28 protein-coding genes are annotated in these 26,976 nt (G+C 63.5%); 21 read left to right on the top strand and 7 right to left on the bottom strand.

The features are described from left to right. The first annotated feature begins 319 nt into the window (after nucleotides 1-319). The 3 genes from D1Y85_RS17490 to D1Y85_RS17480 are packed head-to-tail and all read left to right on the top strand — an operon-like array spanning nucleotide 320 to nucleotide 2,825. Nucleotides 320-1,537, top strand: a complete 1,218-nt coding sequence (locus D1Y85_RS17490; RefSeq protein ID WP_124152334.1) for a D-alanyl-D-alanine carboxypeptidase family protein — start codon at nucleotides 320-322, stop codon at nucleotides 1,535-1,537. After that, complete coding sequence (locus tag D1Y85_RS17485) at nucleotides 1,537-2,544, top strand: D-amino acid aminotransferase (protein ID WP_124152333.1); 1,008 nt, start codon at nucleotides 1,537-1,539, stop codon at nucleotides 2,542-2,544. Before D1Y85_RS17490 ends, D1Y85_RS17485 begins: the two co-directional genes overlap by 1 nt. Then, on the top strand, nucleotides 2,541-2,825 hold the full coding sequence (locus D1Y85_RS17480) for a DUF493 family protein (protein ID WP_124152332.1): 285 nt from the start codon (nucleotides 2,541-2,543) through the stop codon (nucleotides 2,823-2,825). The genes D1Y85_RS17485 and D1Y85_RS17480 overlap by 4 nt, the downstream gene beginning before the upstream one ends. Nucleotides 2,826-2,915: 90 nt before the next feature. Here D1Y85_RS17480 and D1Y85_RS17475 read toward each other — a convergent pair whose 3' ends face one another. After that, nucleotides 2,916-3,884 carry a transcriptional regulator GcvA gene (locus D1Y85_RS17475; protein WP_124152331.1) on the bottom strand — a complete coding sequence of 323 codons (969 nt, stop codon included), beginning with the start codon at nucleotides 3,882-3,884 and terminating at the stop codon, nucleotides 2,916-2,918. A gap of 99 nt (nucleotides 3,885-3,983) precedes the next feature. Between D1Y85_RS17475 and D1Y85_RS17470 the strand changes: the two genes are divergently transcribed. The 6 genes from D1Y85_RS17470 to D1Y85_RS17445 all read left to right on the top strand — a co-directional run bounded on the left by D1Y85_RS17470 (nucleotide 3,984) and on the right by D1Y85_RS17445 (nucleotide 9,501). Then, entirely contained in the window at nucleotides 3,984-4,310 is a 327-nt protein-coding gene (locus D1Y85_RS17470) for a DUF2917 domain-containing protein (protein ID WP_124152330.1), read from the top strand. 161 nt (nucleotides 4,311-4,471) lie between these two features. Then, complete coding sequence (lipB, locus tag D1Y85_RS17465; protein ID WP_124152329.1) at nucleotides 4,472-5,350, top strand: lipoyl(octanoyl) transferase LipB; 879 nt, start codon at nucleotides 4,472-4,474, stop codon at nucleotides 5,348-5,350. Between the two features lie 15 nt (nucleotides 5,351-5,365). Beyond that, nucleotides 5,366-6,370 carry a lipoyl synthase gene (gene lipA / locus D1Y85_RS17460; RefSeq protein WP_124152328.1) on the top strand — a complete coding sequence of 335 codons (1,005 nt, stop codon included), beginning with the start codon at nucleotides 5,366-5,368 and terminating at the stop codon, nucleotides 6,368-6,370. Between the two features lie 332 nt (nucleotides 6,371-6,702). Next, nucleotides 6,703-7,761 carry a taurine ABC transporter substrate-binding protein gene (gene tauA / locus D1Y85_RS17455; protein ID WP_124152327.1) on the top strand — a complete coding sequence of 353 codons (1,059 nt, stop codon included), beginning with the start codon at nucleotides 6,703-6,705 and terminating at the stop codon, nucleotides 7,759-7,761. Nucleotides 7,762-7,799: 38 nt separating this feature from the next. Continuing rightward, a complete protein-coding gene (locus tag D1Y85_RS17450) occupies nucleotides 7,800-8,600 on the top strand; it encodes a taurine ABC transporter ATP-binding protein (protein WP_124152326.1) in 801 nt (266 codons plus the stop codon). Between the two features lie 10 nt (nucleotides 8,601-8,610). Further along, on the top strand, nucleotides 8,611-9,501 hold the full coding sequence (locus D1Y85_RS17445; RefSeq protein WP_246024955.1) for an ABC transporter permease subunit: 891 nt from the start codon (nucleotides 8,611-8,613) through the stop codon (nucleotides 9,499-9,501). Between the two features lie 157 nt (nucleotides 9,502-9,658). Here D1Y85_RS17445 and D1Y85_RS27685 read toward each other — a convergent pair whose 3' ends face one another. Together D1Y85_RS27685 and D1Y85_RS17435 are read right to left on the bottom strand one after the other, a co-directional pair. Continuing rightward, on the bottom strand, nucleotides 9,659-10,360 hold the full coding sequence (locus tag D1Y85_RS27685; RefSeq protein WP_246024954.1) for a hypothetical protein: 702 nt from the start codon (nucleotides 10,358-10,360) through the stop codon (nucleotides 9,659-9,661). A 251-nt stretch (nucleotides 10,361-10,611) separates the two neighbouring features. After that, on the bottom strand, nucleotides 10,612-11,154 hold the full coding sequence (locus D1Y85_RS17435) for a hypothetical protein (RefSeq protein WP_124152325.1): 543 nt from the start codon (nucleotides 11,152-11,154) through the stop codon (nucleotides 10,612-10,614). A 526-nt stretch (nucleotides 11,155-11,680) separates the two neighbouring features. Here D1Y85_RS17435 and D1Y85_RS17430 point away from each other — a divergent pair. The 7 genes from D1Y85_RS17430 (at nucleotide 11,681) to D1Y85_RS17400 (ending at nucleotide 19,052) form a co-directional block, all read left to right on the top strand. Continuing rightward, nucleotides 11,681-12,961 (top strand): dicarboxylate/amino acid:cation symporter, encoded by a 1,281-nt coding sequence (locus tag D1Y85_RS17430; RefSeq protein WP_124152324.1) that lies wholly within the window; start codon nucleotides 11,681-11,683, stop codon nucleotides 12,959-12,961. Nucleotides 12,962-13,095: 134 nt separating this feature from the next. Next, entirely contained in the window at nucleotides 13,096-14,991 is a 1,896-nt protein-coding gene (locus tag D1Y85_RS17425) for a sensor histidine kinase (RefSeq protein WP_124152323.1), read from the top strand. Between the two features lie 31 nt (nucleotides 14,992-15,022). Then, a complete protein-coding gene (locus D1Y85_RS17420; RefSeq protein WP_124152415.1) occupies nucleotides 15,023-16,375 on the top strand; it encodes a sigma-54-dependent transcriptional regulator in 1,353 nt (450 codons plus the stop codon). 644 nt (nucleotides 16,376-17,019) lie between these two features. Continuing rightward, the gene (locus D1Y85_RS17415) at nucleotides 17,020-17,205 is read left to right on the top strand and encodes a hypothetical protein (protein WP_124152322.1); all 186 of its coding nucleotides are present in this window, start codon (nucleotides 17,020-17,022) and stop codon (nucleotides 17,203-17,205) included. An 83-nt stretch (nucleotides 17,206-17,288) separates the two neighbouring features. Beyond that, the gene (locus tag D1Y85_RS17410) at nucleotides 17,289-17,447 is read left to right on the top strand and encodes a DUF6726 family protein (RefSeq protein WP_425466945.1); all 159 of its coding nucleotides are present in this window, start codon (nucleotides 17,289-17,291) and stop codon (nucleotides 17,445-17,447) included. 14 nt (nucleotides 17,448-17,461) lie between these two features. After that, nucleotides 17,462-18,253 carry a hypothetical protein gene (locus tag D1Y85_RS17405; protein ID WP_124152321.1) on the top strand — a complete coding sequence of 264 codons (792 nt, stop codon included), beginning with the start codon at nucleotides 17,462-17,464 and terminating at the stop codon, nucleotides 18,251-18,253. A 148-nt stretch (nucleotides 18,254-18,401) separates the two neighbouring features. After that, nucleotides 18,402-19,052 (top strand): flagellar basal body L-ring protein FlgH, encoded by a 651-nt coding sequence (locus D1Y85_RS17400; RefSeq protein WP_124152320.1) that lies wholly within the window; start codon nucleotides 18,402-18,404, stop codon nucleotides 19,050-19,052. Nucleotides 19,053-19,123: 71 nt separating this feature from the next. On the opposite strand, the gene D1Y85_RS17395 is transcribed toward D1Y85_RS17400, so the two are convergent. Both D1Y85_RS17395 and D1Y85_RS17390 read right to left on the bottom strand, forming a co-directional pair. Next, on the bottom strand, nucleotides 19,124-19,876 hold the full coding sequence (locus D1Y85_RS17395) for a response regulator (protein ID WP_124152319.1): 753 nt from the start codon (nucleotides 19,874-19,876) through the stop codon (nucleotides 19,124-19,126). Between the two features lie 82 nt (nucleotides 19,877-19,958). Next, on the bottom strand, nucleotides 19,959-20,552 hold the full coding sequence (locus D1Y85_RS17390; protein WP_124152318.1) for a hypothetical protein: 594 nt from the start codon (nucleotides 20,550-20,552) through the stop codon (nucleotides 19,959-19,961). A 404-nt stretch (nucleotides 20,553-20,956) separates the two neighbouring features. Between D1Y85_RS17390 and D1Y85_RS17385 the strand changes: the two genes are divergently transcribed. The 3 genes from D1Y85_RS17385 to D1Y85_RS17375 all read left to right on the top strand — a co-directional run bounded on the left by D1Y85_RS17385 (nucleotide 20,957) and on the right by D1Y85_RS17375 (nucleotide 24,049). After that, nucleotides 20,957-21,946 (top strand): lysozyme inhibitor LprI family protein, encoded by a 990-nt coding sequence (locus D1Y85_RS17385; RefSeq protein WP_124152317.1) that lies wholly within the window; start codon nucleotides 20,957-20,959, stop codon nucleotides 21,944-21,946. A 78-nt stretch (nucleotides 21,947-22,024) separates the two neighbouring features. Further along, on the top strand, nucleotides 22,025-22,774 hold the full coding sequence (locus D1Y85_RS17380; protein WP_124152316.1) for a response regulator: 750 nt from the start codon (nucleotides 22,025-22,027) through the stop codon (nucleotides 22,772-22,774). 12 nt (nucleotides 22,775-22,786) lie between these two features. Continuing rightward, the gene (locus D1Y85_RS17375; protein WP_124152315.1) at nucleotides 22,787-24,049 is read left to right on the top strand and encodes an ATP-binding protein; all 1,263 of its coding nucleotides are present in this window, start codon (nucleotides 22,787-22,789) and stop codon (nucleotides 24,047-24,049) included. A gap of 30 nt (nucleotides 24,050-24,079) precedes the next feature. Here D1Y85_RS17375 and D1Y85_RS17370 read toward each other — a convergent pair whose 3' ends face one another. Beyond that, nucleotides 24,080-25,012, bottom strand: coding sequence for a tyrosine-protein phosphatase (locus D1Y85_RS17370; protein ID WP_124152314.1), 933 nt, complete (start codon nucleotides 25,010-25,012; stop codon nucleotides 24,080-24,082). 494 nt (nucleotides 25,013-25,506) lie between these two features. Between D1Y85_RS17370 and flhC the strand changes: the two genes are divergently transcribed. After that, nucleotides 25,507-26,094 carry a flagellar transcriptional regulator FlhC gene (gene flhC / locus D1Y85_RS17365; protein WP_124152313.1) on the top strand — a complete coding sequence of 196 codons (588 nt, stop codon included), beginning with the start codon at nucleotides 25,507-25,509 and terminating at the stop codon, nucleotides 26,092-26,094. Between the two features lie 78 nt (nucleotides 26,095-26,172). Here the strand turns inward: flhC and D1Y85_RS17360 are convergent, their stop codons facing one another. After that, nucleotides 26,173-26,598, bottom strand: coding sequence for a phiTE_015 family protein (locus D1Y85_RS17360; RefSeq protein WP_124152312.1), 426 nt, complete (start codon nucleotides 26,596-26,598; stop codon nucleotides 26,173-26,175). 143 nt (nucleotides 26,599-26,741) lie between these two features. Between D1Y85_RS17360 and D1Y85_RS27325 the strand changes: the two genes are divergently transcribed. Continuing rightward, nucleotides 26,742-26,976 (top strand): hypothetical protein (locus D1Y85_RS27325; RefSeq protein WP_221410317.1); only part of this gene is annotated, 235 nt, incomplete at its 3' end.

Raw genomic sequence — 26,976 nt, 5'->3', positions numbered from 1 at the left:
GAAAAAACGCTGCAACGCGGCGCGTATAATGGCCGTTCTTTTTGTGGATGCCACGGCCCGCGGTTAGCGGCGCTCGGGCACCGTCCGACCTTGCTTGTGCGCAAGCACTGCGCGCGTACCAACGTGAACGCGCGCGAACCAACGCGCCGCGCAGCGGGTCCAACGGGCCGTTTGCGTTGCTTGTGCGTGGCTTGTGCCCCGCTTTCGCTTCGTTCTTGCGGTTTCCTTGCTGCTGGCGAGGGCCCAGGCGTCCACTCACCGAATTCCCCAGACCGTGCGCCGCATGGCGTGCGAAGCTCATCCAGCCCGACACGAACTTATGCGCTTTCTCTCCACTGGCCAACTGTCTTCCTCCGCTTCCGTTTCCCGTTCGCTCGTTCGTACCGTCACGCTCGGCGCGTTGTTGCCGGCCACGCTGCTCGCGTCGGCCAGCGCCTTCGCGCAGGTGCCGCCGCCCGCGGTGAACGCGCGCTCATGGGTGCTCGTCGATGCCACGGCGAACCAGGTCCTCGCCTCCGCTAACGCCGACGAGCGCGTCGAACCGGCGTCGCTCACGAAGCTGATGACCGCTTACCTCACGTTCGAGGCCCTGCAGACGAAGAAGATCTCGATGGACCAGGTCATCGAGCCTAGCGAGGCCGTACGCCGCGTGACGAACGCCGAATCGCGCATGTTCATCGAAGCGAACAAGCCGGTCTCGGTGCACGATCTCGTGTACGGGATGATCGTGCAGTCGGGCAACGACGCGGCGATCGCGCTTGCCGAACTGGTCGGCGGCAGCGAGTCGAATTTCGTCAACATGATGAACGCCGAAGCGCAGAAGCTCGGCATGACGCACACGCGTTTCGCCGACGTCAACGGCATGCCCGACCCGAATCACTACACGACGGCCGCCGACCTCGCGACGCTCTCGACGCACCTGATCCGCGACTATCCCGAGTACTACAGCATCTTCTCGGTCAAGGATTTCACGTACAACAAGATCAAGCAGCCGAACCGCAACCGCCTGCTGTGGATCGATTCGTCCGTCGACGGCCTGAAGACCGGCCACACGCAAGCGGCGGGCTACTGCCTGATCTCGTCGGCGAAACGTCCGCTAGCGGGCGGCGGCGCGCGCCGTCTCGTCTCGGTGATGATGGGCGAGGAGAAGGAGCACGACCGGGTGCAGGACAGCCTGAAGATGCTCAACTACGGCTATAGCGCTTACGACACCACCCGCATCTATCAGGCGAACCAGACCATCGCGACGCCGCGCGTATTCAAGGGCGCCGCCGATACCGTGAAGGCCGGCGTGACGAAGGATCAGTACGTGACGCTGCCGAAGGGCGCCGCCGACAAGGCGAAGCCGCAGGTCGAACTCACGAGTCCGCTGATCGCGCCGATCGCGCAAGGCCAGCAGGTGGGCACGGCGAAGTTCGTCGGCGCCGACGGCAAGGTGCTCGCGCAGATCCCGGTGGTCGCGCTCGCCGCCGTGCCGCAGGCTGGCATCGTCGGACGCGTGTGGGATTCGTTGATGCTCATGGTCAGCAAGAAGTAATGAACGCCCAGCCTTCGACGCCCGCAGACGCAACGCCGGAGCCCATCGTCTGGCTCAACGGCGCGCTGACGCCGCTTTCGGAGGCGCGGGTGCCGGTGCTCGACCGGGGTTTCATCTTCGGTGACGGTATCTACGAAGTGGTGCCTGCCTACGCGCTCGAAGCGCAAGACGCCTCGGGCGCCTCGGCCATCGTGCGTGTGCCGTTTCGCATCGCTCAGCATCTCGCCCGGCTCGCACGTTCGCTCGGGAAGGTCGGCATCGCGAATCCGTTCGACGAGCACGGCTGGCGTGAGCTGATCGCGCGGGTCATCGCGGCGAACGAGACGTCGGGTGCGCTTTCGCGCGACCAGCACGCGAACGTCTACGTGCAGGTGACGCGCGGCGTCGCGAAGCGCGGCCACGCGTTTCCGGCAGACGCGACGCCCACGGTGTTCGTGATGGTGAACCCGCTCGTCCTGACAACGGACGCGCAGCGCGCGGACGGCGTGGCGTGCGTGACCGCAGAGGATCGCCGCTGGCTCAATTGCGACATCAAGTCGACGTCGCTGCTCGGAAACGTGCTGATGGCGCAGTATGCCGTCGAGCACGGCGTGTTCGAGACGATTCAGGTGCGCGATGGCTTCGTCACCGAAGGGTCGTCGTCGAATGTGTGGGTGGTCAAGGATGGCGCACTGTATGCACCGCCGAAGAGCAACCTGATTCTCGAAGGCATCCGTTACGCGCTCGTCGAGGAACTGGCGTGCGAATGCGGCATCCGCTTCGAGGCGCGCGAGATCGACGAGGCAGCATTGCGGGCAGCCGACGAGATCCTCGTGACCTCGGCGACGAGGGAAGTGCTGGCGGTGACGTCGCTTGACGGCGCGGCGGTCGGCAACGGCAAGCCGGGGCCGGTGTATGCGGCGCTCTACGCGGCGTATCAACGCGCCAAGGCGCGGGCGGCCGCGGAGGCTCTCGCGCAACGCAATCAGACTATCGCGGCTGGATCGCTGCAAGGAATGGAAAAATGAACGAGGCGCAGAACGCCAGCCCGAAGGAATCGCTGATCGAATTTCCGTGCGATTTCCCGATCAAGGTCATGGGCAAGACCCACCCGGAATTTGCGCAGACCATCGCGATGGTGATCCGCACGTTCGACGGCAGCTTCGATGACGCCGCCATCGAAATGCGTCCGTCGAGCGGTGGCAACTACACCGGCCTCACCGTGAGCGTGCGCGCGACGAGCCAGGCGCATCTCGACGATATATATCGCGCGCTTACCGGGCATCCGATGGTGAAGATCGTGCTGTGACGGGGTGTGCCGCGGGGTGTGCCGTTTGCGCGATGAGGGCCGCTTTATGCGGCCCTTTGTTCTTCTTGCGTGCGGGTATGGGGCCAAGCGCTAACGCTCGTCGGCTCGCAATGCAGCTGCCGCTGCCGTCATCAACGGACCCGCTTCACAAGCGTCCTCGTAGAGCCGCTTGAAGCGTGCGACTTCGTCGAATACCCAATCGCGGAACGCCCGCACGCGTTCGGTCTGCATGCGCTGCGGCGAGCAGATGAAGTAATAGCGCCAAGGGCTCGGGCCGTCGATGTCCTTGAAGAGCCGCACGAGCCGCCCAAGCGTGATCTCGTGCATCGCGAGCGAACGCCGCACGAGCGCGACGCCCTGGCCGTCCATCGCGGCTTGCAACAGATTCGACGAATCCTGGTAGAGCACGCCGCGCTTCGGCTCCGGCATATCCTGAAGGCCCGCCGCGTCGAACCACGGACGCCAGAGTTCGTCGTCCGAGCGCAGCAGCGGCAGCTTCGCGAGTTCGCGCGGATCTTCGGGCAGCTTGCCGCCGTTGAAGCCGGGCGCGCAGGCGGGAAAGAAAATCTCGTCGAGCAGCAATTCCACATGCAGGCCGGGGTAATTGCCGAAGCCGAAGCGGATCGCCACGTCCACATCGTCGCGCGCGAAATCGGTGAGCTGGTTCGTCGATTGCAGTTCGACGTCCCACTGCGGATGCGCCTCGATGAACCTGCCGATGCGCGGCGTCACCCAGCGCGCCGCGAACGACGACAGCATCGACACCACGAGGCGCCGCTCGCGGTCGCCCGCGCGGATTTCCTGGGTGGCCTGGGCGAGCCGGGTGAGCGCGTCGCTCACCCGGGTTGCATAGCGGCGGCCCGTGTCGGTGAGCCGCACGCGCTTGCCGTCGCGCGCGAAAAGCGCGACGCCCAGTTCGGCTTCGAGCGCGCGGATCTGGTGGCTCACCGCGCCGTGCGTGACGAAGAGTTCGTCGGCGGCACGCGAAAAGCTTTCGTGGCGGGCGGCGGCTTCGAACGCTTTCAGGGCGTTCAGCGCAGGGAGCTGGCGGAGATCCATCGTAGTTTTTCTCACATAGCCGTGAAAATTGATCGTTTTTCCTAAACCCTTGCCGTGACTACGATTGTAGCCATTGGTGCAGCATCGGCGGAGGCGGAAATGCGAGAAATTTCTTCGGATGTCACGTTTGAAGTCCCCATGGATCGGGTCGCGTCGGTGCGTGTTACGCGCAGCACGCGGTTGACGGTGAAGTGCGGCGCCGTCTGGCTTACGCGCAGCGACGATGTGGCCGACTACTGGCTCGAACCGGGCCACACACTGCGGCTGCGGCGTGGCGAGCGGCTGTGGATCGGCGCGGAAGGTGGCAAGCCCGCGTGGGTGGCATTCGCGCTCCCCGTGGGCGTGCGCCAGCAGATGGTCGACGTGGTGACTCGCGCCGCAGCCCGGCTCGGTGTGCACGCGGGCGATGGGTGGCGCACGGTTTGATGCATGAGCGGTGGCGTCGTGCGCGACGGGCAACGTCGCGCGCGATTCGCCGGGGTTGTCGTTCGGCCACGGTTTTTGCGTGATCTTTGGCCGGATCGTCGGCCGGGTCTTTATCCCCAACTCGGGCGGGGTTGTCTCGATTTCGGTAAACTCGCGAAATCATGTGCGCGACCCCGGTTTCACCTCTTCCAGTCACATCCGACCCCGATATGCCGGGGCCGGTCTCCCCAGCGAATCCCGGCTCGATCGAGCTGCGCTGGCGCGGCGTCGAGCCGTATCAGGCGAGCTTCGACGCGATGCGTGAGTTCACCGCCGCCCGCACCGCCGACACGCCCGACGAAATCTGGCTCGTCGAACATCCTCCTGTCTTCACGTTGGGTCAGGCCGGCAAGCCCGAGCACCTGCTCGTCGCGAACAGCGGCATCGAACTCGTCCAGATCGACAGGGGTGGCCAGATCACGTATCACGGTCCAGGCCAGGTGGTCGCGTATTTGCTGCTCGACCTTCGCCGCCGCAGGCTGATGGTCCGCGAACTGGTCACGCTCATCGAGGCGGCCGTGATCGAAACACTGGCGGCGTATAATCTCGCCGGTGTTCGCAAGGACGGCGCACCCGGCATATACGTGCCAGATGTAGAGCAAAGCAGCGACGCGAGCGTCGCGCACGCCGGCGCGAAAGTCGCCGCGCTCGGCCTGAAGATCCGCAACGGCTGCAGCTACCACGGTGTGAGCCTGAACGTCTCGATGGACCTGAGCCCGTTCCTCGCCATCAATCCGTGTGGCTATGCGGGCCTCGAAACCGTCGACATGGCGACACTCGGTGCCACCGCGAGCTGGAACGATGTGGCCGCCACGCTTGCCGCGCGGCTCGAAGCGAATCTCGATGGACATGCACTCGCGCACAACGCACCCGATCTTCCGGTAGCCGAAGCGGCTGCCGCAGACCCCGCAGCCGAAGCGGCAGCAGGGGACCCGGCCGCACAGGCGGCCTCAGGCGGGCAACCGCCGCAACCGCAGGCCGGCACAGTACCGGCGGCCTGACTGGATCTCGACAGAATGACTGACGCAACGCCCACCTCCGGCGCGAACGCCGCAGGCACCCCTGCCACCGACGCCCAACAATACGACGCCACCGCGAAGCAGAAAGCGCAGGCGAAGACCTCGCGCATTCCGATTAAGGTCATCCCGATCGAGAAGCTCAAGAAGCCGGAATGGATCCGCGTGAAGGCGGCCACCGGCAATTCACGCTTCTACGAGATCAAGGAGATTCTGCGCGAGCACAAGCTGCACACGGTCTGCGAGGAAGCGAGCTGCCCGAACATCGGCGAATGCTTCGGCCACGGCACCGCGACGTTCATGATCATGGGCGACAAGTGCACGCGCCGCTGCCCGTTCTGCGATGTCGGCCACGGCCGTCCCGATCCGCTCGATGTCAACGAACCGGCGAATCTCGCGCGCACGATCGCCGCGCTCAAGCTCAAGTACGTCGTGATCACGAGCGTCGACCGCGATGATCTGCGTGACGGCGGTGCCGGTCACTTCGTCGATTGCATCCGCCAGGTGCGCGAGCAGTCGCCGCAGACGCGCATCGAAATCCTCACGCCGGACTTCCGCGGCCGTCTGGATCGCGCGCTGGAGATCCTGAACACCGCGCCGCCCGACGTGATGAACCACAACCTCGAAACGGTGCCGCGCCTTTACAAGGAAGCGCGTCCGGGCTCGGACTACGCGCACTCGCTCAAGCTCCTGAAGGACTTCAAGGCGCTGCATCCCGATGTCGCGACGAAGTCGGGCCTGATGGTAGGTCTCGGTGAAACCACGGAAGAGATTCTCCAGGTGATGCGCGATCTGCGCGCGCACGACGTCAACATGCTGACGATCGGCCAGTATCTCCAGCCGTCCGAGCACCACCTGCCGGTACGCGAATACGTGCATCCCGACGTGTTCAAGATGTACGAGGAAGAGGCGTACAAGATGGGCTTCACGCACGCGGCCGTCGGCGCGATGGTGCGTTCGAGCTATCACGCCGATCTTCAGGCGCACGGTGCCGGTGTGGTCTGAGTTACAGCCTGATTCACAGCCTGATTCGTCGTCAGATTGAAAGGGGCGGTGAAAGCCGCACCGAAAGCATCGGTCCGCCTCGGTGGCCCATGCTCCGAAAAGCCCGCTAAACGCGGGCTTTTTTGCGACTATGCGCGGCGCGTTTGCAGTGCACGATAGACGATCCGCACTGTGCCCCACCATGCGCGTCCGCTTTTGCCGCGAAAGCGCGAAAAGCAATGCTCGAACAGCGTGAAATGCTTACGCGGATAAGTTGGAACCGGTCGCCGTCAGACTCCCTATAGTCGGGTTCTGCCTTCTCTCGAACGTCCTCGCTTACGGAGTCTGCCCACATGAAACACGCTTTTTCTTCGTCGCGCCTCGTGCGCTATTTCATTGCGACGGTCGCCGCGCCCGCCGCGCTTGCGGCCACGTTCGGCGCCAGCGCCGCACACGCCGACACCGGCGCTCCGCGCGAAGTCGTGATTGCCTACCAGGACATGGTGGTGCCGTGGCGCTATGCGCAGGCGACGGGTGCCGTCGAAAAGGCCACGGGCTACAAGGTCACCTACCGCAAACTCGCGAGCGGTGCCGACGTGATCCGCGCGCTCGCATCGGGCTCGGTGCAACTCGGTGAAGCGGGGTCGAGCCCGATCGCAGCGGGGCTTTCGCAGGGCGTCGATATCTCGCTCTTCTGGGTGCTTGACAACATCAACGACGCCGAAGCGCTCGTCGCCCGCAACGGCTCCGGCGTAACGAGCGTGGCCGCGCTCAAGGGCAAGACGATCGGCGTGCCGTATGTGTCGACGTCGCATTTCCATACGCTCGTCGCGCTCGAACAGGCGGGCGTCAATCCCGCGGATGTGAAGATCGTGAACCTGCGTCCGCCCGAAGTTGCGGCGGCGTGGCAGCGCGGCGACATCGACGCCACTTACATCTGGGACCCCGTGCTCGCGAAGGTGAAGCAGAACGGCCGCGTGCTGATTACCTCGGGCCAGGTGGCGAAGGCGACGGGCAAGGCGACTTTCGACGGTTTCGTCGTCGATCGCCGTTTCGCGAAAGACAATGCCGATTTCGTCGCGAAGTTCGTGAAGGTGCTAGCTGCAACCGATGCCGATTACAGCGCGAATCGTGCCGCGTGGACCGCTGCGTCGCCGAAGGTGGAGGCTGTTGCGAAGGAGTCCGGAGCGAATGCGCAGGACGTGCCTGCAAGTCTCGCGCTCTACGCTTTTCCGACGCCCGCCGAGCAGGCATCGAAGACCTGGCTCGGTGGCGGCGCGCAGTCGGGCGCGGCGCAATCGCTCCTCGCGACCGCGACGTTCCTCAAGGCGCAGGGCACGATCCAGAACGTTCTGACCGACTATTCGGTCGGCGTCGATCCGCAGTTCGTGCAGCGCGCCGCTGCCCATTGAGGTCAATCAGGCCGACTGCCTTCGCACAGGGATGCTGAATGAGCACGCTTGAAATCCGCGATCTGAGTGTCGTCTACGAAGGCGCGACGCGTAGCGCGCCGCCGACCGTCGCTCTCGCGAACGTCGATCTCGCTGTCGAGAGCGGTGAGTTCGTCGTCGCGCTCGGCGCGTCGGGTTGCGGCAAGACCACGCTGCTCAACTGCATCGCGGGCTTCATCCCGCCGACGCAGGGCGAAGTGCGCGTGAACGGCACGCGCGTAACAGAGCCGGGCGCCGATCGCGGCGTCGTGTTCCAGAAGCACGCGCTGATGCCGTGGCTCGACGTGCTCGACAACGTCGCGCTCGGGCTGCGCTTTCAGCGCGTACCGAAGGCCGAGCGCGAACGCGTCGCTCGCGAGCAGCTCGCGCTCGTGGGCCTCACTGCGCACGCGCGCTCGCGCGTCTACGCGCTTTCGGGCGGCATGCAGCAGCGCGTGGGCCTCGCGCGCGCGCTCGCGAGCGACCCGCAGATGCTGCTGATGGACGAACCGATGGGCGCACTCGATGCAATGACGCGCGAGTCGATTCAGGAACTCGTGCTCGACGTCTGGGGCCGCACGCGAAAGACGGTTTTCTTTATCACTCACGATGTCGAGGAAGCGCTCTTTCTCGCGACGCGCCTCGTCGTGATGACGCCGGGGCCGGGCCGCATCGAACACGAATACACGCTGCCGTTCGCGCAGCGCTATCTCGAGACGCGCGATGCGCGCGCGGTGAAGTCGTCGGCGGAATTCATCGAGTGGCGCGAGCGGCTGATTCGTCTGCTGCATGCGCGTTCGCTCGCGCTGGCCATGTCGTAAGGGGGAGCGCATGGACGTGCCTCAAGAATCGATGCTCGACACCGCATTAACGGCGCGCGCCGGCGAGGCGCAGCAGGACGCGCCGGAAACGCTCGCCGCTTCTTCGCGTGCGAAGGTCTGGCGCATGCCCGGCGAAGGCCCGACCGCGGCGCTTTCCGCAGCGTCCGTCGCTGCGCTCGCGCTGCTCTGGTGGCTCGCCACGCATCTGCACTGGCTGCCGCCGCTGTTCCTGCCGACGCCGGAAGCCGTCTGGCAGGCGTTCGCCGATGCATGGCAAGGCCGCATCCAGGGCGGTTTGCCACTCTCCGAGCATCTCGCGTGGAGCGCGCTGCGCGTGTTCGGCGCGTTCGCGCTCGCGGCGGCGACGGCGATTCCCGTCGGCATTCTGATGGGCGTCTCGCGCGTCGCGCGCGGTCTGCTCGATCCGCCGCTGGAGTTCTATCGTCCGCTGCCGCCGCTCGCGTATCTGCCACTCGTTGTGATCTGGTTCGGCATCGATGAAACGGCGAAGATCGTCGTCATCTTTCTCGCCTGCTTCGCGCCGATCGCCATGGCCGCGCGCGCGGGCGCGAGAAGCGCCACCGTCGAGCAGATCCGCGCGGCGAGTTCGCTCGGCGGCAGCTTCTGGCAGATCGTGCGCTTTGTCGTGCTGCCCGCCGCGTTGCCCGAGATCCTCACCGGCTTGCGCATCGCGATCGGTTTTGGCTGGACGACGCTCGTCGCCGCCGAGATGGTGGCCGCGACAGCAGGCCTCGGCCAGATGGTGCTCAACGCGTCGAGTTTCTTGCGCACCGACGTCGTCGTGATGGGCATCGTGCTGATTGGCCTCATTGCATGGGGATTCGATCTCGGCATGCGTGCGCTGGAGCGGCGGCTCGTCCCGTGGAAGGGGAGAGGGTGAGTCAGCGCGTTCGGGGCCGCCTGTTGTGCGACAGCGGCGCGACGGAGTCACGGCTGGCACGGTCCGGTCATCCCGGATCGCCGGACAAACAACGCGTTTAGACAAAAAAACGCGCAGTCCTTGAGGTCACTGCGCGTTGTCTCAATCGGACTGACGCTTATTGCCTCGTGGAATTCCCGGTGCCGAAATCGTCGTGCTGTCCACGACGGGTTGACTGACCATTAGCTGCGCCTGCGCGTTCTATATTGCCACGCTGATTATCGCCCCCGGCGTTTGAGCGCATGTCCGCTTCGCGTCCGCGCATACCATTCCGGTTATCCGTGTCCGCACCGCTTCCACGCATACCGTCCTGGTTGCGCATGTCCGACTCGCGTCCGCGCATACCGTTCCGGTTATCTACGTCCGCACCGCGTCCACGCATACCATCCTGGTTGTGCGTGTCTGCCTCACGCCCGCGCATATCGTTCCGGTTATCCATGTCCGCACCGCGTCCACGCATACCATCCTGGTTGTGCGTGTCTGCCTCACGCCCGCGCATATCGTTCCGGTTATCCATGTCCGCACCGCGTCCACGCATACCATCCTGGTTGTGCATGTTTGCCTCACGCCCGCGCATACCGTCCGGATTACGACGCATGTCGGCCTGGTGTGCTTCCCACTCGTTGCGCTGCCAGTAGCGCTGGCCATCATAATAACGATCACCGTGCCAGCCTTCCGACACATTACCCTGCGACTCGCCACCAGGAGCAACGACAACCGGAGACCCGCCAAGATTGACGTTGAGCTCGAGTGCGTGCGCGGGAATCGACGCAAGCAGACCTGAAGCGGCGAAAAGAAAAGCGACTGTCATACGTTGCATGGTCCCACTCCTTAGTATTGTCACAGGGCACGCGCAATCGTTTCGCGCGCACTCATCTAACGTGTGCCCATAGCGGACGTTGACTACTGCCATTCCGGACTGACAATGCTTAACCTTCACGGGACATGTAATAGATCGTTGCGGGGCCACGGACCCATGAACGATGTGACGCTACCCGTCGGCAGCCAGAACATTGCAGGCCAACGTACAAGTCCAGCTTGCGATCGGGGAGGCGTCCACGTAAGCGACTTTTACTCAGCGACCGTCACTGACACGCTGGCTGCGGCCAGGCGGCGATATAAATTGCGGCGCCTCGCAATCGGCCACCAGTCGTAGAGGAATATTTCCATCGGTCGCCAGTTGGCAACCCAACCGAAGATGATCAATCCTTCGGCGACCAGCATGGAAAACCTCTCCCCTGGCAGATCTTCCGCCAGTCTGCCGCCCAGGTGAGCCAAAGTCAGCACAGTCAGACCGATCACCAGCGAGCGCCGGCCATCCCGGAACAACTGGCGAAGCAAGCGTTGTGTGGCGTCGGCGCGATCGCTGAAGTGACGCGTGATGGCGTCCTCCAGATGAGTCGCCACCGCAGACGTGGATTCCCGCCGCGGCAGATGAACCACAACGTGGAGCGGCCTCCTGGAGCGCAAACTTTCTGCATGGCCGACGATGTAGGCTTCCGCAGCCGGATCGAGACTGCGTTCCCTGAACGGATACGGATCGTGCGTTTCGAAGAGTTGCGTGACCTGCTCGACGCGTATCTCGACGATTTCAGCTTCGGGAAGGCTGGCCATGGTGTGCGACGCCTCGTTGACAAGTCGGGTTCGGTTTTCGCGTCGGATCGCTAACGCGCCCAAGGGGTAACGCACGCCCGGCTGCGGTCATGCACGTCATCGTGAATGGCAGCCGTCGCTGTGTTCTGTAACTGTAGTTCCCGGCGCATTGCGTGCGCTGGAATCCGGGCGTCCCGCGCCGCCGTTTCGCCTCGTCCGTGAGCGACGCGGATTCCGGAAAGCCATACGCCCGACGTCCGGATTTCCGGAAAGCCGGATGCGCGCCGTTTTGCTGGAGCAAAAAGCCGTTAAAAATCAACGCTCCTGGCACACGATTCAGCTGGCATCAACCTTGCAGAAGTATTCGCACGGCCACCACGGCCCGACAACTAAAGCAAGGAGACAGCCTATGTCCGTTACCCCCATCCGGTTCTGCTGATTTCCCCGTTCTGTCGCGGCCCGCGTTGCGCGAACGCCGTCCGGATAGTCCATCCGGCCCGCTCGCTCGCACCCGGCCAATGGCTCACTTACGCATGCAGGAAAAACCGTGAAAAAACCCTTCCATAAAGTGCTCTACGTCCAGGTGATCGTCGCGATCATCGTGGGCATCGTCCTCGGCCACTACTCGCCGTCTCTCGCCATCGACATGAAGCCGCTCGGCGAAGCCTTCATCAAGCTCATCAAGATGGTGATCGGGCCGATCATCTTCTGTACCGTCGTGACCGGCATCGCCGGCATGGAGGACATGAAGAAGGTGGGACGCGTGGGCGGCAAGGCGCTGCTGTACTTCGAGATCGTCTCGACCTTCGCGCTCGTGCTCGGCCTGCTGGCCACCCATCTGCTCAAGCCGGGCGCGGGGTTCAACGTCGACGTTGCGACGCTCGACGCCAAGTCGGTCGCTTCGTTCGCCGAAAAGGCGCATGGCCAGAGCACGGTCGACTTCCTGATGCACATCATTCCCGACACGATGTTCTCGGCGTTCGGGCAAGGTGAGATCCTGCAGATCCTGCTCATCGCGATCCTGTTCGGCGCGGTGCTCACGCAGATCGGCGAGCGCGGCCGTGTGGTGACGAACTTCATCGAAAGCGTTTCGAGCGTGCTGTTCGGCATCGTCAAGATCATCACGAAGCTCGCGCCCATCGGCGCGTTCGGCGCGATGGCGTTCACCATCGGCAAGTACGGCGTGGGCTCGCTGATCCCGATGATGAAGCTGATCGGCACGTTCTACCTCACGTCCATCGTGTTCGTGCTCGTGGTGCTCGGTACGATTGCGCGCTTCGTCGGCTTCTCGATCGTGCGCTTCGTCGCGTACATCAAGGAAGAACTGCTGATCGTGCTCGGTACGAGCTCGTCGGAATCGGCGCTGCCGCAGCTCATGCAAAAGCTCGAGCGTCTCGGCTGCTCGCGCTCGGTGGTGGGCCTCGTCGTGCCGACCGGCTATTCGTTCAACCTCGACGGCACCAACATCTACATGACGATGGCCGTGCTCTTCATCGCGCAGGCCACCAATACCGACCTCACGCTCACGCAGCAGCTCACGCTGCTCGCGGTGACGATGCTCACCTCGAAGGGCGCAAGCGGCGTGACCGGCGCGGGTTTCATCACACTCGCGGCGACGCTCGCCGTGGTGCCGACGATTCCGCTTTCGGGCATGGTGCTGATCCTCGGTATCGACCGCTTCATGAGCGAGTGCCGTGCGCTGACCAACATCGTCGGCAACGGCGTGGCAACGGTCGTCGTGTCGGCCTGGGAGAAGGAGCTTGACCGCTCGAAGCTGCGCGCCGTGCTCTCGGGGGAAGCTGAAGTGACGGAAAGCGTGGAGGCCTGAGGCCGCACGTAGCGGGGCGGCGCGCCGGGTTTCCTGCGGCGCGTTGTCTCGCTTTTGTCTTGTTTTAAGGCGTGCCTTCGTCATGATGCGTCAGTGGGCCTGTGCCACAATCTTGATTTTGACCCACTGACCGTCTGGAAACCGCCCACGTGACGCGCCGCCTGCTCATCCTTTTTGCGCTCGCTGCCGGGCTCGCCGCGGTCTGCACACTGACGTGGACGCTCGCCTGGCGAAGCGGCATCGAAACGCTGCGCCGCGACGCCGCCGTGCGCGGCGACCGCACGACGGCCTCGCTCAAGAGCACGCTTGAGCGCTACGAATCGCTCCCCTATATCGTCGGCGAGCATCCGCTCGTGCAGGACGTGCTCGTGAATCAGAAGGACGAGTGGGTCGACGCGGCGAATCGCTATCTTGAGCGCGTCAACCGCTACGCGCGCGCGACCACCACCTACATCATCCGGGCCGACGGCTTGTGCATCGCAGCCAGCAACTGGCGCGACCCCGACAGCTTCATCGGCGCGAGCTACCGTTTCCGGCCTTACTTCATCGATGCGGTGAATGGCGGCGTCGGACGCTTTTTCGGTATCGGAACGATCTCGCACGATCCGGGCTACTACGTTTCGCAGCCGGTGCGGCGCGACGGCAAGATCGTCGGCGTCGCGGTCGTCAAGCTCAATCTCGAATGGTTTCCGGGCGCCGACGCCACCGAGCCGCTCCTCGTCACGGACGATCACGGCGTGATCTTCCTGTCGTCGGTGCCCGCCTGGAAGTACCACACGGTGCGGCCGCTGCCCGCCGATGTTGCGCAGTCCATCGTCCAGACGCAGCAGTACGCGCGCCAGATACTCTCACCGCTGCCCGCGCGCATCGAACGCGTGCTGGGCGACGACGCCGAAATCGTGCGCATCGGCACTGGCATCGGCGCGCCGCGCTATATCCAGACGCGCCGCGCGCTCGGCGTGCCGGACTGGGATCTCGTGACGATGTCGCCGGTGCGCCCCGTCGTCAACGCCACGCGTACCGCGACGATCATGACGGGCTTCGGCTTTGCGCTGCTGTGCCTGCTCATCTTCTACTGGCGGCAGCGGCGCCAGCGCGTGAAAGAGGTAATGAAGAGCCGCGCGATGCTGCAGAAGGCCTACGCGATGCTCAACGAACGCGTCGCCGAGCGCACCGCCGATCTTTCGCAGGCGAATGTTCAGTTGCAGCGTGAGGTGCAGGAGCGTGCGCGCGCCGAAGCCGACTTGCGCGCCGCCCAGGACGAACTGATTCAGGCGAGCAAGCTCGCCGCGCTCGGCCAGATGGCGGCGGGCATCACGCACGAACTGAACCAGCCGCTCGCGGCGCTGCGCAGCTTCTCCGACAACACGCGGGTGTTTCTCGAACGCGGCCAGTACATGGCGGCGCACGAGAATCTGGAGGCGATTGGATCGCTCACCGAGCGCATGGGCAAGATCGTGAACCAGCTCAAGCTCTTCGTGGGCCGTGCGCGTCCGCGCAGCCTGCGCTCGCCGGTGGCGCCCGCATTGCGCAACGCGCTCGCGTTGCTCGGCACGCGTCTCACGGGCGTGGACCTCACGCTCGCGTTGACCGACCATACGGTCGACGCGATGCCAGCTCCCTTCGATTTGCGCGGCGAATACGCGGAACTCGTCGCGCAGATCGACGGCTTGCGCCTCGAACAGGTCCTGATCAACCTCGTCGGCAACGCGCTTGACGCCGTGGCGGACACGGCGTCGCCGCGTATCGCGATCGATATCGAGGTGCTTGCCGCAACGCTTGCGATCAGCGTGCGCGACAACGGGCCCGGCATTCCCGACGACGTGATGCCGCGAATCTTCGAGCCGTTCTTCACGACGAAGGAGATGGGGCAGGGGCTCGGCCTCGGGCTTGCGATTTCTTCGTCGATCGCGCGCGACTGCGGCGGCTCGCTCGTCGCGCACAACGAACCGGACGGCGGCGCACGCTTCGTGCTGACGCTGCGCCGTGCGCAGGTGAGCACGGCGCGGGTTGCCGCCGCCGATGTCTGAATCAGGAAAATAAGGATCTCGAACGAACATGATGCCTCCAGCTTCAGGCAATGGCCGGGTGCTCTACGTCGAGGACGACGAACTGGTGCGGCGTGCGGGCGTACAGAGCCTGCAGCTGGCGGGTTTCGACGCGACCGGCTTCGCCACGGCCGAGGCCGCGCTGCCGTTGATCGATGCGCAGTTCGCGGGCGTCGTGGTGAGCGATATCCGGCTGCCGGGCGCGAGCGGACTCGACCTGCTGGCGCAGTGCCACGAGTGCGCGCCGGACGTGCCGGTGATTCTCGTCACGGGGCACGGGGATATCTCGATGGCCGTGCAGGCGATGCGCAACGGGGCCTACGACTTCATCGAAAAACCGTTTGCTTCCGAGCGCCTGATTGAAACCGTGCGCCGCGCGCTGGAGCGCCGCACGCTCATGCTCGAAAACCTGGCGCTGCGCCGCGAGCTGGCGGGGCAGGACACGCTTGCGCCGCGCATCATCGGTAAAAGTCTCGCGATGGAGCAGGTGCGGCGCCTCATCGCGAACGTCGCGCCGACCGATGCCGCCGTGCTCATCAACGGCGACACCGGCGCCGGCAAGGAACTGATCGCGCGCAGCCTGCACGAACTCTCGCCACGGCGCGACAAGCCATTCGTCGCAGTGAACTGCGGCGCGCTGCCCGAGCCGATGTTCGAATCGGAGATGTTCGGCTACGAGGCCGGCGCGTTCACCGGGGCGTCGAAGCGGCGAATCGGCAAGCTGGAGCATGCATCGGGCGGGACGCTGTTTCTCGACGAAATCGAGAGCATGCCGCTTTCGCTGCAGGTGAAGCTCCTGCGCGTGCTGCAGGACGGCGTGCTGGAGCGGCTCGGCTCGAACCAGCCGGTGCGCGTCGATCTGCGCGTGGCCGCAGCCGCGAAGGGCGACATGAATGAACACGTCGCCGCGGGCACGTTCCGGCGCGATCTGCTGTACCGGCTGAACGTCGTGACGATCGCGCTTCCTCCGCTCGCCGAGCGCCGCGAGGACATCGTGCCGCTCTTCGAACACTTCCTGCTCGACGCGGCGGTGCGTTATCAGCGACCCGCGCCGCTTCTCACGGAACGTGACCGCATGCGTCTTGCGCAGCGCGACTGGCCGGGCAACGTGCGCGAGCTGCGCAACGCGGCGGACCGCTATGTGCTTGGAATTCCTGACGATGCCGCGACACTCGCTGGCGGAAACGAGGCCGAGCCGCAGCCGCTCAAGGAGCGCGTGGAGCAGTACGAGCGCGCGCTGATCGCCGACGCCTTGCAGCAGTCCGGCGGAGCCGTCGCGCAGGCAGCGGCGCAGTTGCAGGTGGCGAAGGCGACGCTCTACGAGAAGATCCGCCGGTACGGGTTGGCGGTGCGCGGCGAGCAGTAGAGGCGCGTTCGAAAATACAAACGGCAGCGGGGAAACCGCTGCCGTTTGTGTGATCTGGACCGCGCATTGTGTGCGCTCAGGTGGCGAGCGCCTTCTTCGGCAACGGGTCAAGTTCGGAGAACCGCAGTTCTCCGATGGCTCAGAACTTCAGCTGTGGCCCTCTGAGCCTCGCTGGGGTTCGAAAATATCGATATGTGATTTACCAGCGTGGCTGGATGAAAAATCTCGTCACAGCGTACTCGAATATTTTAATTAATTAGCAATGCTATGTAATTAAGCGGGCGATATTGACGCACGAGTCAAGCTGCCAGGTACCGCTACGACGAGAGCGGCGACTATCGGGGCAGCGGCGTCTTTGCGCACAAGCCCTGTGACCCGTAAAAAACCACGCGCGCCCCAGCCGTTCCGATTTACGCCACCTCACCTCACGTGTAAAAGGCGCTCCTTGCGCTTTCGTACGCACCCGCAAGGACCCGTAAGGCACCCGTCAAAGGGGCCCTTTGATTCCTGCTTCATCGAAGCCGCGCAGACGCGATGATTGTCTTGTCGGTTCCCGACATAACCCGTGGGTACTACGCGGGGCGCGCACCCTCCTCATTCCCCTTGGCGCGCCCCTTTTTTTCATTTTGCCAAGGAGCCTCATCATGACCAGCCCTATCGGCCGGAGCACTTCTGCACTGCCGTCGTCCCTGACGTCGCCGATCGGCAACCGCTACGACAAATACCCCGGCGCTGAAAGCGACGGCGGCGACACCACCCCGCACCGGGAATCCACGCTTCCAGCGACGCCCCTCGGTCCGATCGGCCACCACATCAACACCACCGCATGACGACATCGCAGTCCCGGGAGGTGTCGCTGCCGCACAGATCCACGCCCTTGCGATCCGGCCTGAAATCGTATCTGCCGCGTGTCGTGCCGGCCATTGCACTCGCCTTCGTCGCCATGCCGCTTGAAGGCTGCGCGGTGGCGGCGTTTCCGTGCCGGATCGCGTCGGCGACGCTGAAGATCGTGCCGGTCGTCGGCCATGCCACAGCGGTGCCATTCGACGCGTGTGCGGCGGCGATTGACTGAGTGAGGTCCACTTGATGAGGCGTGCGACATTCATCGCTTCCGTTGTCTTTGCAGCGAGCATTGGCGCACTGGGTTCGCCTGCGCATGCGGACACGCACTTCGAAGGGCGCGTGCTGCCGGTTGCCGCGTCGAACGTCGCTGCGTCCGTGGACAGTGCGAGCGAGCCGCATCCGGCATCGTCAAGTAGCGCGACGGCGCAACGACGCGTGGCGCCCGTTGCATCGGTCACCAGCACGCGTAAAGCCACGCACGCCGACACACCGTTCGCGTTTCGCGGCATTCCACTTGGTATCACGTTGACTGCGCTGCGCGAGGCGAACATGGTGCGCGCGACGCCACACGAGAGCGAATTGCTCTGTGAAACCGACGTCGCGGGCGGCGACATCGGCATGACGATCAAGAGTGAGACGAGCCTTACGGTTGCGTGCCGCTGGGCACATCGAACCGCACAGGGCTGGGCGCCATCGCGCGCCGTGGTGGATGCGACGCCCGCGGCCGATCATGTCCTGCGCTTTGCGCACGCTTCTGCCGGCGATCCGCTGCGTCTCTATGAAATGTCGTTCATGGTGGACGACGAAACGGCCGTCGATCTTCGCAATATGCTCGCGGTGCACTATGGGCCGCCGCGCGTGCTCGGCACGCCATCGCTGCCGTTGCTCGTGTGGGATAACGCGGCGAGCACGATCACGATCTGCATGCAGTCCGAAAGCCACAGCGCCACGCTCACCTATTTGCTCAAGCCTGCGGGCCCGCGCGCCAAAGGTACCCAGAGGTCGCTGAAGATCAGCGAGTTCGACGCAGGCTGAACGCGGCGCGCGTCAACCGATTCTCCCGAAGAACACCACGCATCCGATGAGTCACTCAAGCGCCCGCTATGCCGTGAAATCATTAATCAGCTCTGACGCCTTGAATGTCGGCATAGGGAGATCGATTCGTTCGAGGGTGCTGCCAGGCATGCTCTTGTGCACGTCGATCGCAGCGACCCTCACTGCCTGTACTACACCCGATTCGATCGTCAATACGCCCATGACACCGCCGCTCGCGGAACCGCCGCTGAACGTCAACACCGGCGGCTCGATCTATCAGCCGGGCATGGCCATCGCATTCTACGAAACGCCACGCGCGCAGCGTATCGGCGACGTGCTGACGATCCGCCTGTCTGAAGCCTATCGCGGCAACGATAGTTCGGGTGCTGCCGCAAAGCGCGACAGCGCGATCACGGCCACCGCCGCCGATCAATCGACTGGTGCAGCAGCACGTCTCGCGCGACTCTTCAACGTCGGATCGGCATCTACTACGTTTGACGGCAATGGCAGCCATTCGCTCACAAGCGACATGACGGGCACGCTGGCCGTCACGATCATCAGCAAGACGCCCACTGGCAACCTTGTTGTGTCCGGGGAAAAAATCATTTCGATGAGCGGCGAGCATCAGCGCCTGCGTCTCTCGGGCATCGTCAACCCGAACGATGTGGAGGCGGACAATTATGTGGAATCGGGAAAAATAGCGAACGCCCGTATCGAGCACGTCGGCCACGGCATGCTCAACGATGCGACCACGGTCGGCTGGCTGCAGCGCATGTTTCTCAGCGTGCTGACGTTCTAACCGCGTTCGTTGCGCCCGAACGCGCACAGGGTGCGTCCGGGGCGTTTATTCATTGTCGGACCAGTTCGCGTTTAGTCGTCGACGCCGGTAGATTCGCCGAATTGCTCTGCGTAACCCGCTTCGCCTTCCGGTACGAACACGTAGCCCTGTCGCCATACCGTCTGCAAATAGCGCGGTTCGGACGGATCGGTTTCAATCAGCCGCCGCAAGCGCCAGATCGCGACGTCGAGGCTGCGATTGCGACAGCGCCCCGCCTCGCCGTACACGTTGTCGATGATGAACTCGCGCGAAAGAATCGTCATCGGGTGATTGACGAACAGCTTCAGGAACGCGAATTCGCTCGAACGCAGCGCAATGCGTTCGCCGTGGCGACACAGTTCGCGCGAGCGGAAATCGAGTTCGAAAGGACCGAAGCGAAACGAGGCGCGGCTTTCAGGCGCACCCGTCAGGTGTGTGGCGTTTCGACGGCGCATGACGGTGCGAATGCGCGCGGCAAGCTCGCCCGGATCGAACGGCTTGCACACGTAATCGTCGGCGCCGAATTCGAGGCCCAGCACGCGGTCGATCACGTCATTGCGCGCGGTCAGCAGAATGACCGGCAGGTCGTCGCCGTTTTCACGCAGTGCGCGGAGCGCACCGATGCCATCCAGCTCCGGCATCATGATATCGAGCACCACGGCTTGTGGCCGTTCCGAACGAAGCTGCTGCTGCATGGCGCGCGCGGACGACAGCTTCGTGACGGAAAAGCCGCGCATTTCCAGATATTCGGCGGTGACGTCGCGCACGACCGGGTCGTCGTCAACGAGAAAGATATTATTTGCCATGCACAAATCGTAAGGGAGAGAAACGCGCCGGCATAGGCTCGTCTCCTTTCCATTCCTTTCCTGAGCCGCGCCCGAGCGACGGTTACTGGCTGTTCGACACGGATGCGAACCAGCCTCTCGCTTGCGTCTGGTCGACCAGCATGTTTTCCACCAACCCTTTGAGTTTCACCTCTGCGCTCGAATAGCGATCGGTGCCGAGGCCGTGCACTTCGTAGCGCCCAGTCACCGCAATATGGTTTTGCTTCAGGATCGTCAGGTTGATCGTCGAGAGGTAGGCGCGGCTGTCGTCGCTGAACGTCGGTCTGCCGAAATCGATCGACGCGTTATAGACGAGACGCCCTTCGCAATTGACCGGCTCGGTGCCGGGACTGTAGACATCCGAGCGTACGCCACGTCGTGCGAGCACGAGTTGCAGTGAGGGCACGAAATCGGCGGACGGGACCAGCGGATTGTTCTCGATGCAGATCGAAGTGAGATTCACCGGCTGCCCCGTCACGAACTTCGGCGACGAGTAATTCGACGCAACCGCGTAACCCGCCTGAATGACGGAGCCGGTCGCGTCAGCCGCTGTGATCAGCGTCCACGCGCAGCCGTTGAGCGCGAGCACTGCGCCTAGCGCCACGGCGAATTTCGTCGGACGCGCATGGCCGAGGAGTGACACGATTTCGTGTTGCATGGATGCGGATACCGGACGCGTTAATGGGCTGCGCGAAACACGACACGTGGCCGGCAGAACTCGTCATGCATCATCGTTTTAAAGCGCATCGTGCAATGACCGGGACATCGGCCAATGTTTAGCGCGACTTTCCGCTTCTTTTCAATCCTCTCGAACTGTAAGGGCCTGAGCGCCGATAGTGCGCACATGGTGTGAGATCGGCGCGTCGCTGGCAACGCGATCCTTATCGCTTATCGCGCGAGGTTGCCATGAAATGTTTCGTAAGCGGCGCTGCATTGTGCCCTTTGTGCGCCATATGGTGCGCAAGTCGCTGCGCTATCGTTTCCACAACGACGCTTCGTGCCGTGGCAACGCCCGGCAGGCCACCCGTCGCTTACTGCCAGTTCAACAACATCGTGCCTGATATGAACCGAGAACAGAAAATCCGTCGTGCCCATTTTCTCCATCGCTGCCTGAACGCGGCTGCGATCGTACTCGTCGCATCGCTCACCAGTTCGCCGTTCGCGCACGCTGCCAGCTTCCGCTGCCCGCACAATGCGTCCGCGTCGGAGCGCCTCGTGTGCAGTGATCCCACGCTCTCGGCGCTCGACGACAAATTGGCCGCGCTCTATCGCAACGCGTTCAATACGGTAGCCGACGCCGATGCGCTCGACGCCGATCGTGTGAGCCAGTGGCAATGGCGTCAGCACAACTGCCAGGAAAAGGAGTGCGTGACGGCCTGGTATAACCGCCGTATCGCCGAACTCGAAGGCGATCTGAAACACGGCAAGGAGGTCGCCGTTCAGCGCGTTAAGGAGGGGGTCGTGGACCAGCACCTGACGCCTCCGGCACAGGATGCCGTGCTCGAAATGAATGGCATTGAGCCGGCACAAACGGGCCAGAAAGCAGCACCCGCGTCTCCTGCCGACAACGTGAAGGACGTGACGAAAGCAGGCGCGAACTCCGCGTCGGCCCGGGAGAATGCAACACTCAAGCTGCAGAAAATGCAGAGCGGCGTTACGGCTGATGAGCGCCAGAAGCGCCTCACCGAAGCTTACGCGCACCACTTGCCAGCCGGGGACGCAGCGGCATCCGCGCGAACCGATACCTCGGCGATGGCCGCGAAAATGGCAAACGCGAGCGCAGCATTGGCGATAGTCGTGGGGATGGCGCCTCTCGATTCGCCGGTCGCTCAGTCCGCGAAAATTACTGGAAATGGCGCGGCGAGCACCACGGAAAATAATCCTGCGATTGGCGCATCAGAAACCATGCAGGATCGTGCCGCCGCGCAACGGTCCGCGCAATCCAGTGCGAAATCGGGCACGAACGTGATCACGTGCTCTGCCGTTGCATCGCAGGAGCCTGTGCGCGCAGCGGAGTCATCCAGCGAGTCAGGTGCTGTGGTCGTGAAGTAGGCGCGCGTGTAAGCGCCGGCAAGACTCACGAGCGCCAGCTCTGTTCTGCGAAACGCCGCCATAAAATAAAATACGACGATGAGTCCACACGTTCTCATCGTCGACGACGATCCGGTCGTACGCGATTTCCTTTCCTCTTTCTTCCGGGACAACGGCTTCAAAGCCTCGGTTTTGATCGACGGCATGCATCTGGACCAGATGCTCGAACGCGAGCGGCCATCAGTCGTCGTTCTCGACGTCATGATGCCCCGTGCCGATGGCCTTCGCGCCCTCGCCGCGTTGCGAGCGAAGGGCGACGACACGCCGGTGATCTTCGCGTCCGCGCGCGGTGAGGTGGGCGACCGCATTGCGGGTCTCACGCTTGGCGCCGATGACTACGTCGCCAAGCCGTTCGATCCACAAGAGCTGCTGCTGCGCATCCAGACCGTGCTGCGACGGCGCGGTGTCGTGTCGGCCGGCGCGTCCGAGGCGCGTGGATGCTACTGCTTCGGGCCGTTCCAGCTCGACTTCGACGCGCGGCAGCTAATGCGCGACGGCGTGCGCGTACCCTTGCGTGGTGGCGAGTTTGCACTGCTGCGAATATTTGCGCGGCATCCGTACCGTGTGCTTTCACGCGTGCTGATTCATGATCTGCTGCAAGCGGACGGCCTCGAATGTCATGAGCGCAGCATCGACGTTCCGATCTGGAGACTGCGCAGGGTGATCGAGGACAATCCATCGCAGCCGCGCTTCGTGCAGACCGTACGCGGCAAGGGCTATGTGTTCGTGCCGCAGCACGAGGATGGCGCCGAAGGCCAGGTCGCCGGCAACGTGCTGTCCGCAGGATGATTGCCTGAACGCATGAGCAATCCATTGAATACGCTGTTTGGACGCATGGCGCTGATGTCGGCGCTGGTGCTGTTCACGATTCAGACGTGCTGGTTCGTTTTGTTCGCGCCGCAGCCGCGCCGCCACGAAGTGGAGGGCTTCGAGCGCGGCCTGCTGCTCATGCTCTACGCGGCCACGAACGCAGCGCCGAACGAAGTCGAACTGGCGCCGACGCTGCGCGTGCATCTCGTGCCCGCCTGGAACATGCCCGCCAACGTGCGGCTCGCAGTGCCCCGGCATGAGCCGCTCGCCGACTTGCGCAAGCAACTTCTGCTCGATCTTCCGTCCGGCACCGAGATACTCGCCGACACGCACCATGGCGAAGCGCTCTGGGTGCGTTTCGCGGGGCGTCCCACGTGGATCGTCGCGCCCATCGATCTGCCGCCGCCGCGCAATCTGCTCCCGCAGTTCGGCTCGATGCTCGCGATCTCGCTGATACTCGCGTTGCTCGCGATGTGGCAAATGCAGCGGCCGCTTGCGCGCGTCGCCCAGGCTGCGCGCGCGTTCGGCACCGGCCATCGGCCTGCGCCCGTCGAAGCACACGGGCCGCACGAATTGCGCGCATTGATCGGCGCGTTTAACGGCATGATGAAGCGGCTCAACGAAGCCGACGACGACCAGGCCGTTATGCTCGCCGGCGTCGCACACGACCTCCGATCCCCGCTCACGCGGCTCAAGCTGCATGCGAGCATGCTGGCGACGGAGCGCGAGCGCGAGCGGTTCATTCGAGAAGTCGATTCGCTGAATGATATCGTCCAGCAGTTTCTGGAATTTGCGCGGCAACGCCCGGAGGCGGGGCCCGAAGTGAATGTGGACGTACTGCTTCGCGAACAGTTTTTCTCGGAGACCGCGGGCGGAGAAGACGCGATCTTCAGTCTCGATCTACGCGCGGGCCCGGCGTTTTGCTTGCCGCGCACGCTGCTCGACCGGTTGGTGTCGAATCTCGTCGACAACGCGCTCGAACACGGCGTGCCGCCGGTGGACATCGCCACGCGCCGCGAAGGCGGGCAGTGGATTATCGAAGTGCGCGATCATGGTCCGGGAATACCGGCCGAGCGCGTAGCCGCGGCGCTCAAGCCGTTCGTGCGCCTTGACGAGGCGCGTGGCGGCGAAGGCCATTGCGGGCTCGGGCTCGCGATCGTCACGCGTCTCGTGCGCAATCAGGGCGGTCGCTGCGAATTGTCCAATCACCCCGATGGTGGACTGCGCGTGCGTATTGCGTTTCCCGCTGGGTGACGCTCCTGATATCCGTCCTTTGCCTATCGTTCAGACCACGAGCCGGCTGCGCAGACGATCCAGCGTGGCAGACGCGAGCCCGAGTCCGGTGGTGAGATAGCGGCTCAAATCGCCGTAGTTGGTCTGAAGCGCGTCGAACGCGGCTTGAATGTAGCTCTGCTGCACGGGCGGCGCGACGTTGGCCGCATCCACACCGGTCGAGCGCCACGCATTCGTGAGAAGAAAATCCTCTACGACGATTTCGAGCGGCACGTTGGCGATCAGCAGCAACAGCGCACTTGCCCAGCCCACGACGTCCACACCCGGCCCGCCGCAGATCAGATGCGGCCCCGGCGCGTCCGCGATATGTTGTAGCAGCGTGCCGTATGCCGCGCATTGGGCGCGGCCAGTCACGAGTGCGTTCCAGTACGTTTGCATCGCCGCGTCCAGTTCCGCCGCCTGCATGCCCGCAAACGACGGTGGCACGAGCGTCCCAAGCACGTTGAGTGGGAGATAGCTGGCCGTGCCCGGCACCGTGTCGGGTGCGCTGCCCGCGTCGGCCGGCGCGTGCAGATCGTAGACGTATGCGAGCGCCATGCGCTGGAGCGTGGCGGCATCGGCGGCGTTCGGCGTGAGCGCATCGCAGCGGTAGACCCATGCGCGTCGCACATGGGCGCCGTCGCTTGTCGCGTAGCCAGGCGAGGCGCCCGCTACATCGCGGAAATTCGCTATTGAATTGACGACGGGTGTTAATTCATCCGGTGACCCGCCGACTCCGGTGTAATCGCCGCCACACGCGCTCAGCAGCGTACTGGCGCAGCCTCCCAACGCGAGCACGCTCACGCTGCCTTTGAGGAGCGCGCGGCGCTGCGGGCTGGCGGGCGTAGCGCCGCTTCGGCGCGTGAAGTCGCTGGTTACGGACGCACGCAAAGGCTTGCCCGCCTGCGTGAGCGAAGATGGGTCGACGGGAAGAAGCGGAATCATCGATTGGCAACTAATGTAGGGAACTCGAATTTCTGGCGAGTCGCTGCGGCGCCGAAGTCTACCGCGTTCGAAAAGAACGAAGTTTAGCGGCAGACAGCCCCTAAAAGGTTACAGCGCAATATTCCATAACAATTTGCGTTGACATCACGACGCGTCGATGGAATCGGGTGCGCCGAACTGTATGTTGCCGAGACGCAGCAGTGCCATCTTGAAGCGCCACAAAAGCGGTCAGTGCTGTGGTTATACAGGAAATCCATGCCAGGCCTTTCCAGTTCGCGAGAACGTGTAAGCATTACTGTAATGTTTGATTGTCTGGATCGGTCAATAACGAACTGATAAAAATAGTGCGGTGATTTTCCTTAATAAATATAACCAAACCTTTCTGAATATTATTCTTGACGTCAATTCCAGCGCCTCTATAATCGCCCGTGAATAGAGGCGATCATGCGTGGCGGTTGTTTGATTAAGCGATTGCCAATCAGGAGTGCTACGTTATGTACAAAGGCAGTGTAATCGACGAGGCCAAAGAGATACGGCGCGCAATCGAGTTGATTCAGCTTGGCGCGCGCATGCCGGTGCTCGAAAAGGAACTGACGCTGTCGCGCGGTCGTTTGATTTGTCTCTATCGCGAACTCAAGAACGCTTCGCCGCCCAAGGGTATGCTGCCGTTTTCGGCGGACTGGTATTTCACGTGGCTGCCGAACATTCACTCATCGCTGTTCTACAACATCTACATGTTTCTCAAGGACGAGGCGAAGTGTTCGCGTCTTGATGGACTCACCCGCGCATATCGACTCTATCTTGAACATTGTGAGTGCGCCGAAACCGAACGCGTGCTGAGTTTTACGCGAGCGTGGACGCTCCTACGCTTTTTCGACGGGGGCCTGCTTACGATGACGCGCTGCACCGTCTGCTCCGGCCGTTTCGTACGCCCCGTGCGCGATGCAAACAGGCCTTTGACCTGCTGCATGTGCGTGCCACCCTCGCGCGCCGGTACAACGCGTAAAGTTCGCGGCCGTGCAGGTTCCGAGTTCGGCGAGCTTCCCGAAGCGATATACGGATCACTTGTCGACGTCCGTTGATCCGAAGCGCTGCGCGAGCAATACGCCTCGGCCGAACCCGAGTCCGCTGTAACCGAAGTCGGGCGGCGTGCATTTTCGTCATTCGTTTTCGCCTGCCGCATCGAAGAGCAAAGCGCGAATATCGTTTGCGCATAGACGGCAGATTGCTTTGGAATCCGGATTAATGTATTTCACCTGACGATGCTCGCACAGTTGAGCGGCGAGTGCGAGCGCGTGCGCATCAGCGGCCTGCCAGGTTTCCCATGCGATCTGTGTCACGCTCTGTACGTAGTCTCCGTTGTTGTCGCAGGCGAGCATATCGGGTAGGCGCGCATGGGCCTGTAGATATTGCGCTCGGTAATGCGCCTCGAACACCTTGCGCCGTGACGGGCGCTTCAAGCTTGCCCCTTCGGGAGGCGGGGCGGATCGGTGAGGAGTGGAAACTTCATCTACATGCGGCGTCGCGGTGGGCTTCTTCTCGCGGATCGAGGGAGTCGTGCGGTCACCGTGCCGCGATGTGCGCATGGCGTTCCGATGCAAACAGTGTGACAGACGAGACAAAAGGTAGGGTCGCCGAATATCGCGCATTTATTGGTGTTATTCGAGGGCCATTAAGTAGCAGAAAAGGGCGAACATCGTGGGGCATTTAAAGTCGCAAGGAGTCGACCATGCAAATCGGGGGAGCAGCGAGTAACGCCTACGGCGACGCCGCTACGCGCACACTCAACGCGGGGACGGTGTCTGGACAGACCGTCCAGTACGGCACACGCGCGAACGACGGCGTCACGGACCGCGATGCGCCGTCGCAGGACGACGCAGTGCGAATCTCGCCACAGGGCTATGTCACGGCGATGGCCGACAGCGTTGATCTAAACGACGATGCCGCGACGATGCCATCGGACC

This window comes from Paraburkholderia dinghuensis (assembly GCF_003837865.1).
GTDB classification, from domain to species: Bacteria; Pseudomonadota; Gammaproteobacteria; order Burkholderiales; family Burkholderiaceae; genus Paraburkholderia; species Paraburkholderia dinghuensis.
This window is presented reverse-complemented; position numbering and strand designations above follow the sequence as displayed.

Bases quoted from the DNA above. Each gene is read 5' to 3' on its own strand.
- D1Y85_RS17490 (WP_124152334.1), top strand. From the start codon at position 320: ATGCGCTTTCTCTCCACTGGCCAACTGTCTTCCTCCGCTTCCGTTTCC.
- D1Y85_RS17485 (WP_124152333.1), top strand. From the start codon at position 1,537: ATGAACGCCCAGCCTTCGACGCCCGCAGACGCAACGCCGGAGCCCATC.
- D1Y85_RS17480 (WP_124152332.1), top strand. From the start codon at position 2,541: ATGAACGAGGCGCAGAACGCCAGCCCGAAGGAATCGCTGATCGAATTT.
- D1Y85_RS17475 (WP_124152331.1), bottom strand. From the start codon at position 3,884: ATGGATCTCCGCCAGCTCCCTGCGCTGAACGCCCTGAAAGCGTTCGAA.
- D1Y85_RS17470 (WP_124152330.1), top strand. From the start codon at position 3,984: ATGCGAGAAATTTCTTCGGATGTCACGTTTGAAGTCCCCATGGATCGG.
- lipB (WP_124152329.1), top strand. From the start codon at position 4,472: ATGTGCGCGACCCCGGTTTCACCTCTTCCAGTCACATCCGACCCCGAT.
- lipA (WP_124152328.1), top strand. From the start codon at position 5,366: ATGACTGACGCAACGCCCACCTCCGGCGCGAACGCCGCAGGCACCCCT.
- tauA (WP_124152327.1), top strand. From the start codon at position 6,703: ATGAAACACGCTTTTTCTTCGTCGCGCCTCGTGCGCTATTTCATTGCG.
- D1Y85_RS17450 (WP_124152326.1), top strand. From the start codon at position 7,800: ATGAGCACGCTTGAAATCCGCGATCTGAGTGTCGTCTACGAAGGCGCG.
- D1Y85_RS17445 (WP_246024955.1), top strand. From the start codon at position 8,611: ATGGACGTGCCTCAAGAATCGATGCTCGACACCGCATTAACGGCGCGC.
- D1Y85_RS27685 (WP_246024954.1), bottom strand. From the start codon at position 10,360: ATGCAACGTATGACAGTCGCTTTTCTTTTCGCCGCTTCAGGTCTGCTT.
- D1Y85_RS17435 (WP_124152325.1), bottom strand. From the start codon at position 11,154: ATGGCCAGCCTTCCCGAAGCTGAAATCGTCGAGATACGCGTCGAGCAG.
- D1Y85_RS17420 (WP_124152415.1), top strand. From the start codon at position 15,023: ATGCCTCCAGCTTCAGGCAATGGCCGGGTGCTCTACGTCGAGGACGAC.
- D1Y85_RS17415 (WP_124152322.1), top strand. From the start codon at position 17,020: ATGACCAGCCCTATCGGCCGGAGCACTTCTGCACTGCCGTCGTCCCTG.
- D1Y85_RS17405 (WP_124152321.1), top strand. From the start codon at position 17,462: ATGAGGCGTGCGACATTCATCGCTTCCGTTGTCTTTGCAGCGAGCATT.
- D1Y85_RS17400 (WP_124152320.1), top strand. From the start codon at position 18,402: ATGCTCTTGTGCACGTCGATCGCAGCGACCCTCACTGCCTGTACTACA.
- D1Y85_RS17395 (WP_124152319.1), bottom strand. From the start codon at position 19,876: ATGGCAAATAATATCTTTCTCGTTGACGACGACCCGGTCGTGCGCGAC.
- D1Y85_RS17390 (WP_124152318.1), bottom strand. From the start codon at position 20,552: ATGCAACACGAAATCGTGTCACTCCTCGGCCATGCGCGTCCGACGAAA.
- D1Y85_RS17385 (WP_124152317.1), top strand. From the start codon at position 20,957: ATGAACCGAGAACAGAAAATCCGTCGTGCCCATTTTCTCCATCGCTGC.
- D1Y85_RS17380 (WP_124152316.1), top strand. From the start codon at position 22,025: ATGAGTCCACACGTTCTCATCGTCGACGACGATCCGGTCGTACGCGAT.
- D1Y85_RS17375 (WP_124152315.1), top strand. From the start codon at position 22,787: ATGAGCAATCCATTGAATACGCTGTTTGGACGCATGGCGCTGATGTCG.
- D1Y85_RS17370 (WP_124152314.1), bottom strand. From the start codon at position 25,012: ATGATTCCGCTTCTTCCCGTCGACCCATCTTCGCTCACGCAGGCGGGC.
- flhC (WP_124152313.1), top strand. From the start codon at position 25,507: ATGTACAAAGGCAGTGTAATCGACGAGGCCAAAGAGATACGGCGCGCA.
- D1Y85_RS17360 (WP_124152312.1), bottom strand. From the start codon at position 26,598: ATGCGCACATCGCGGCACGGTGACCGCACGACTCCCTCGATCCGCGAG.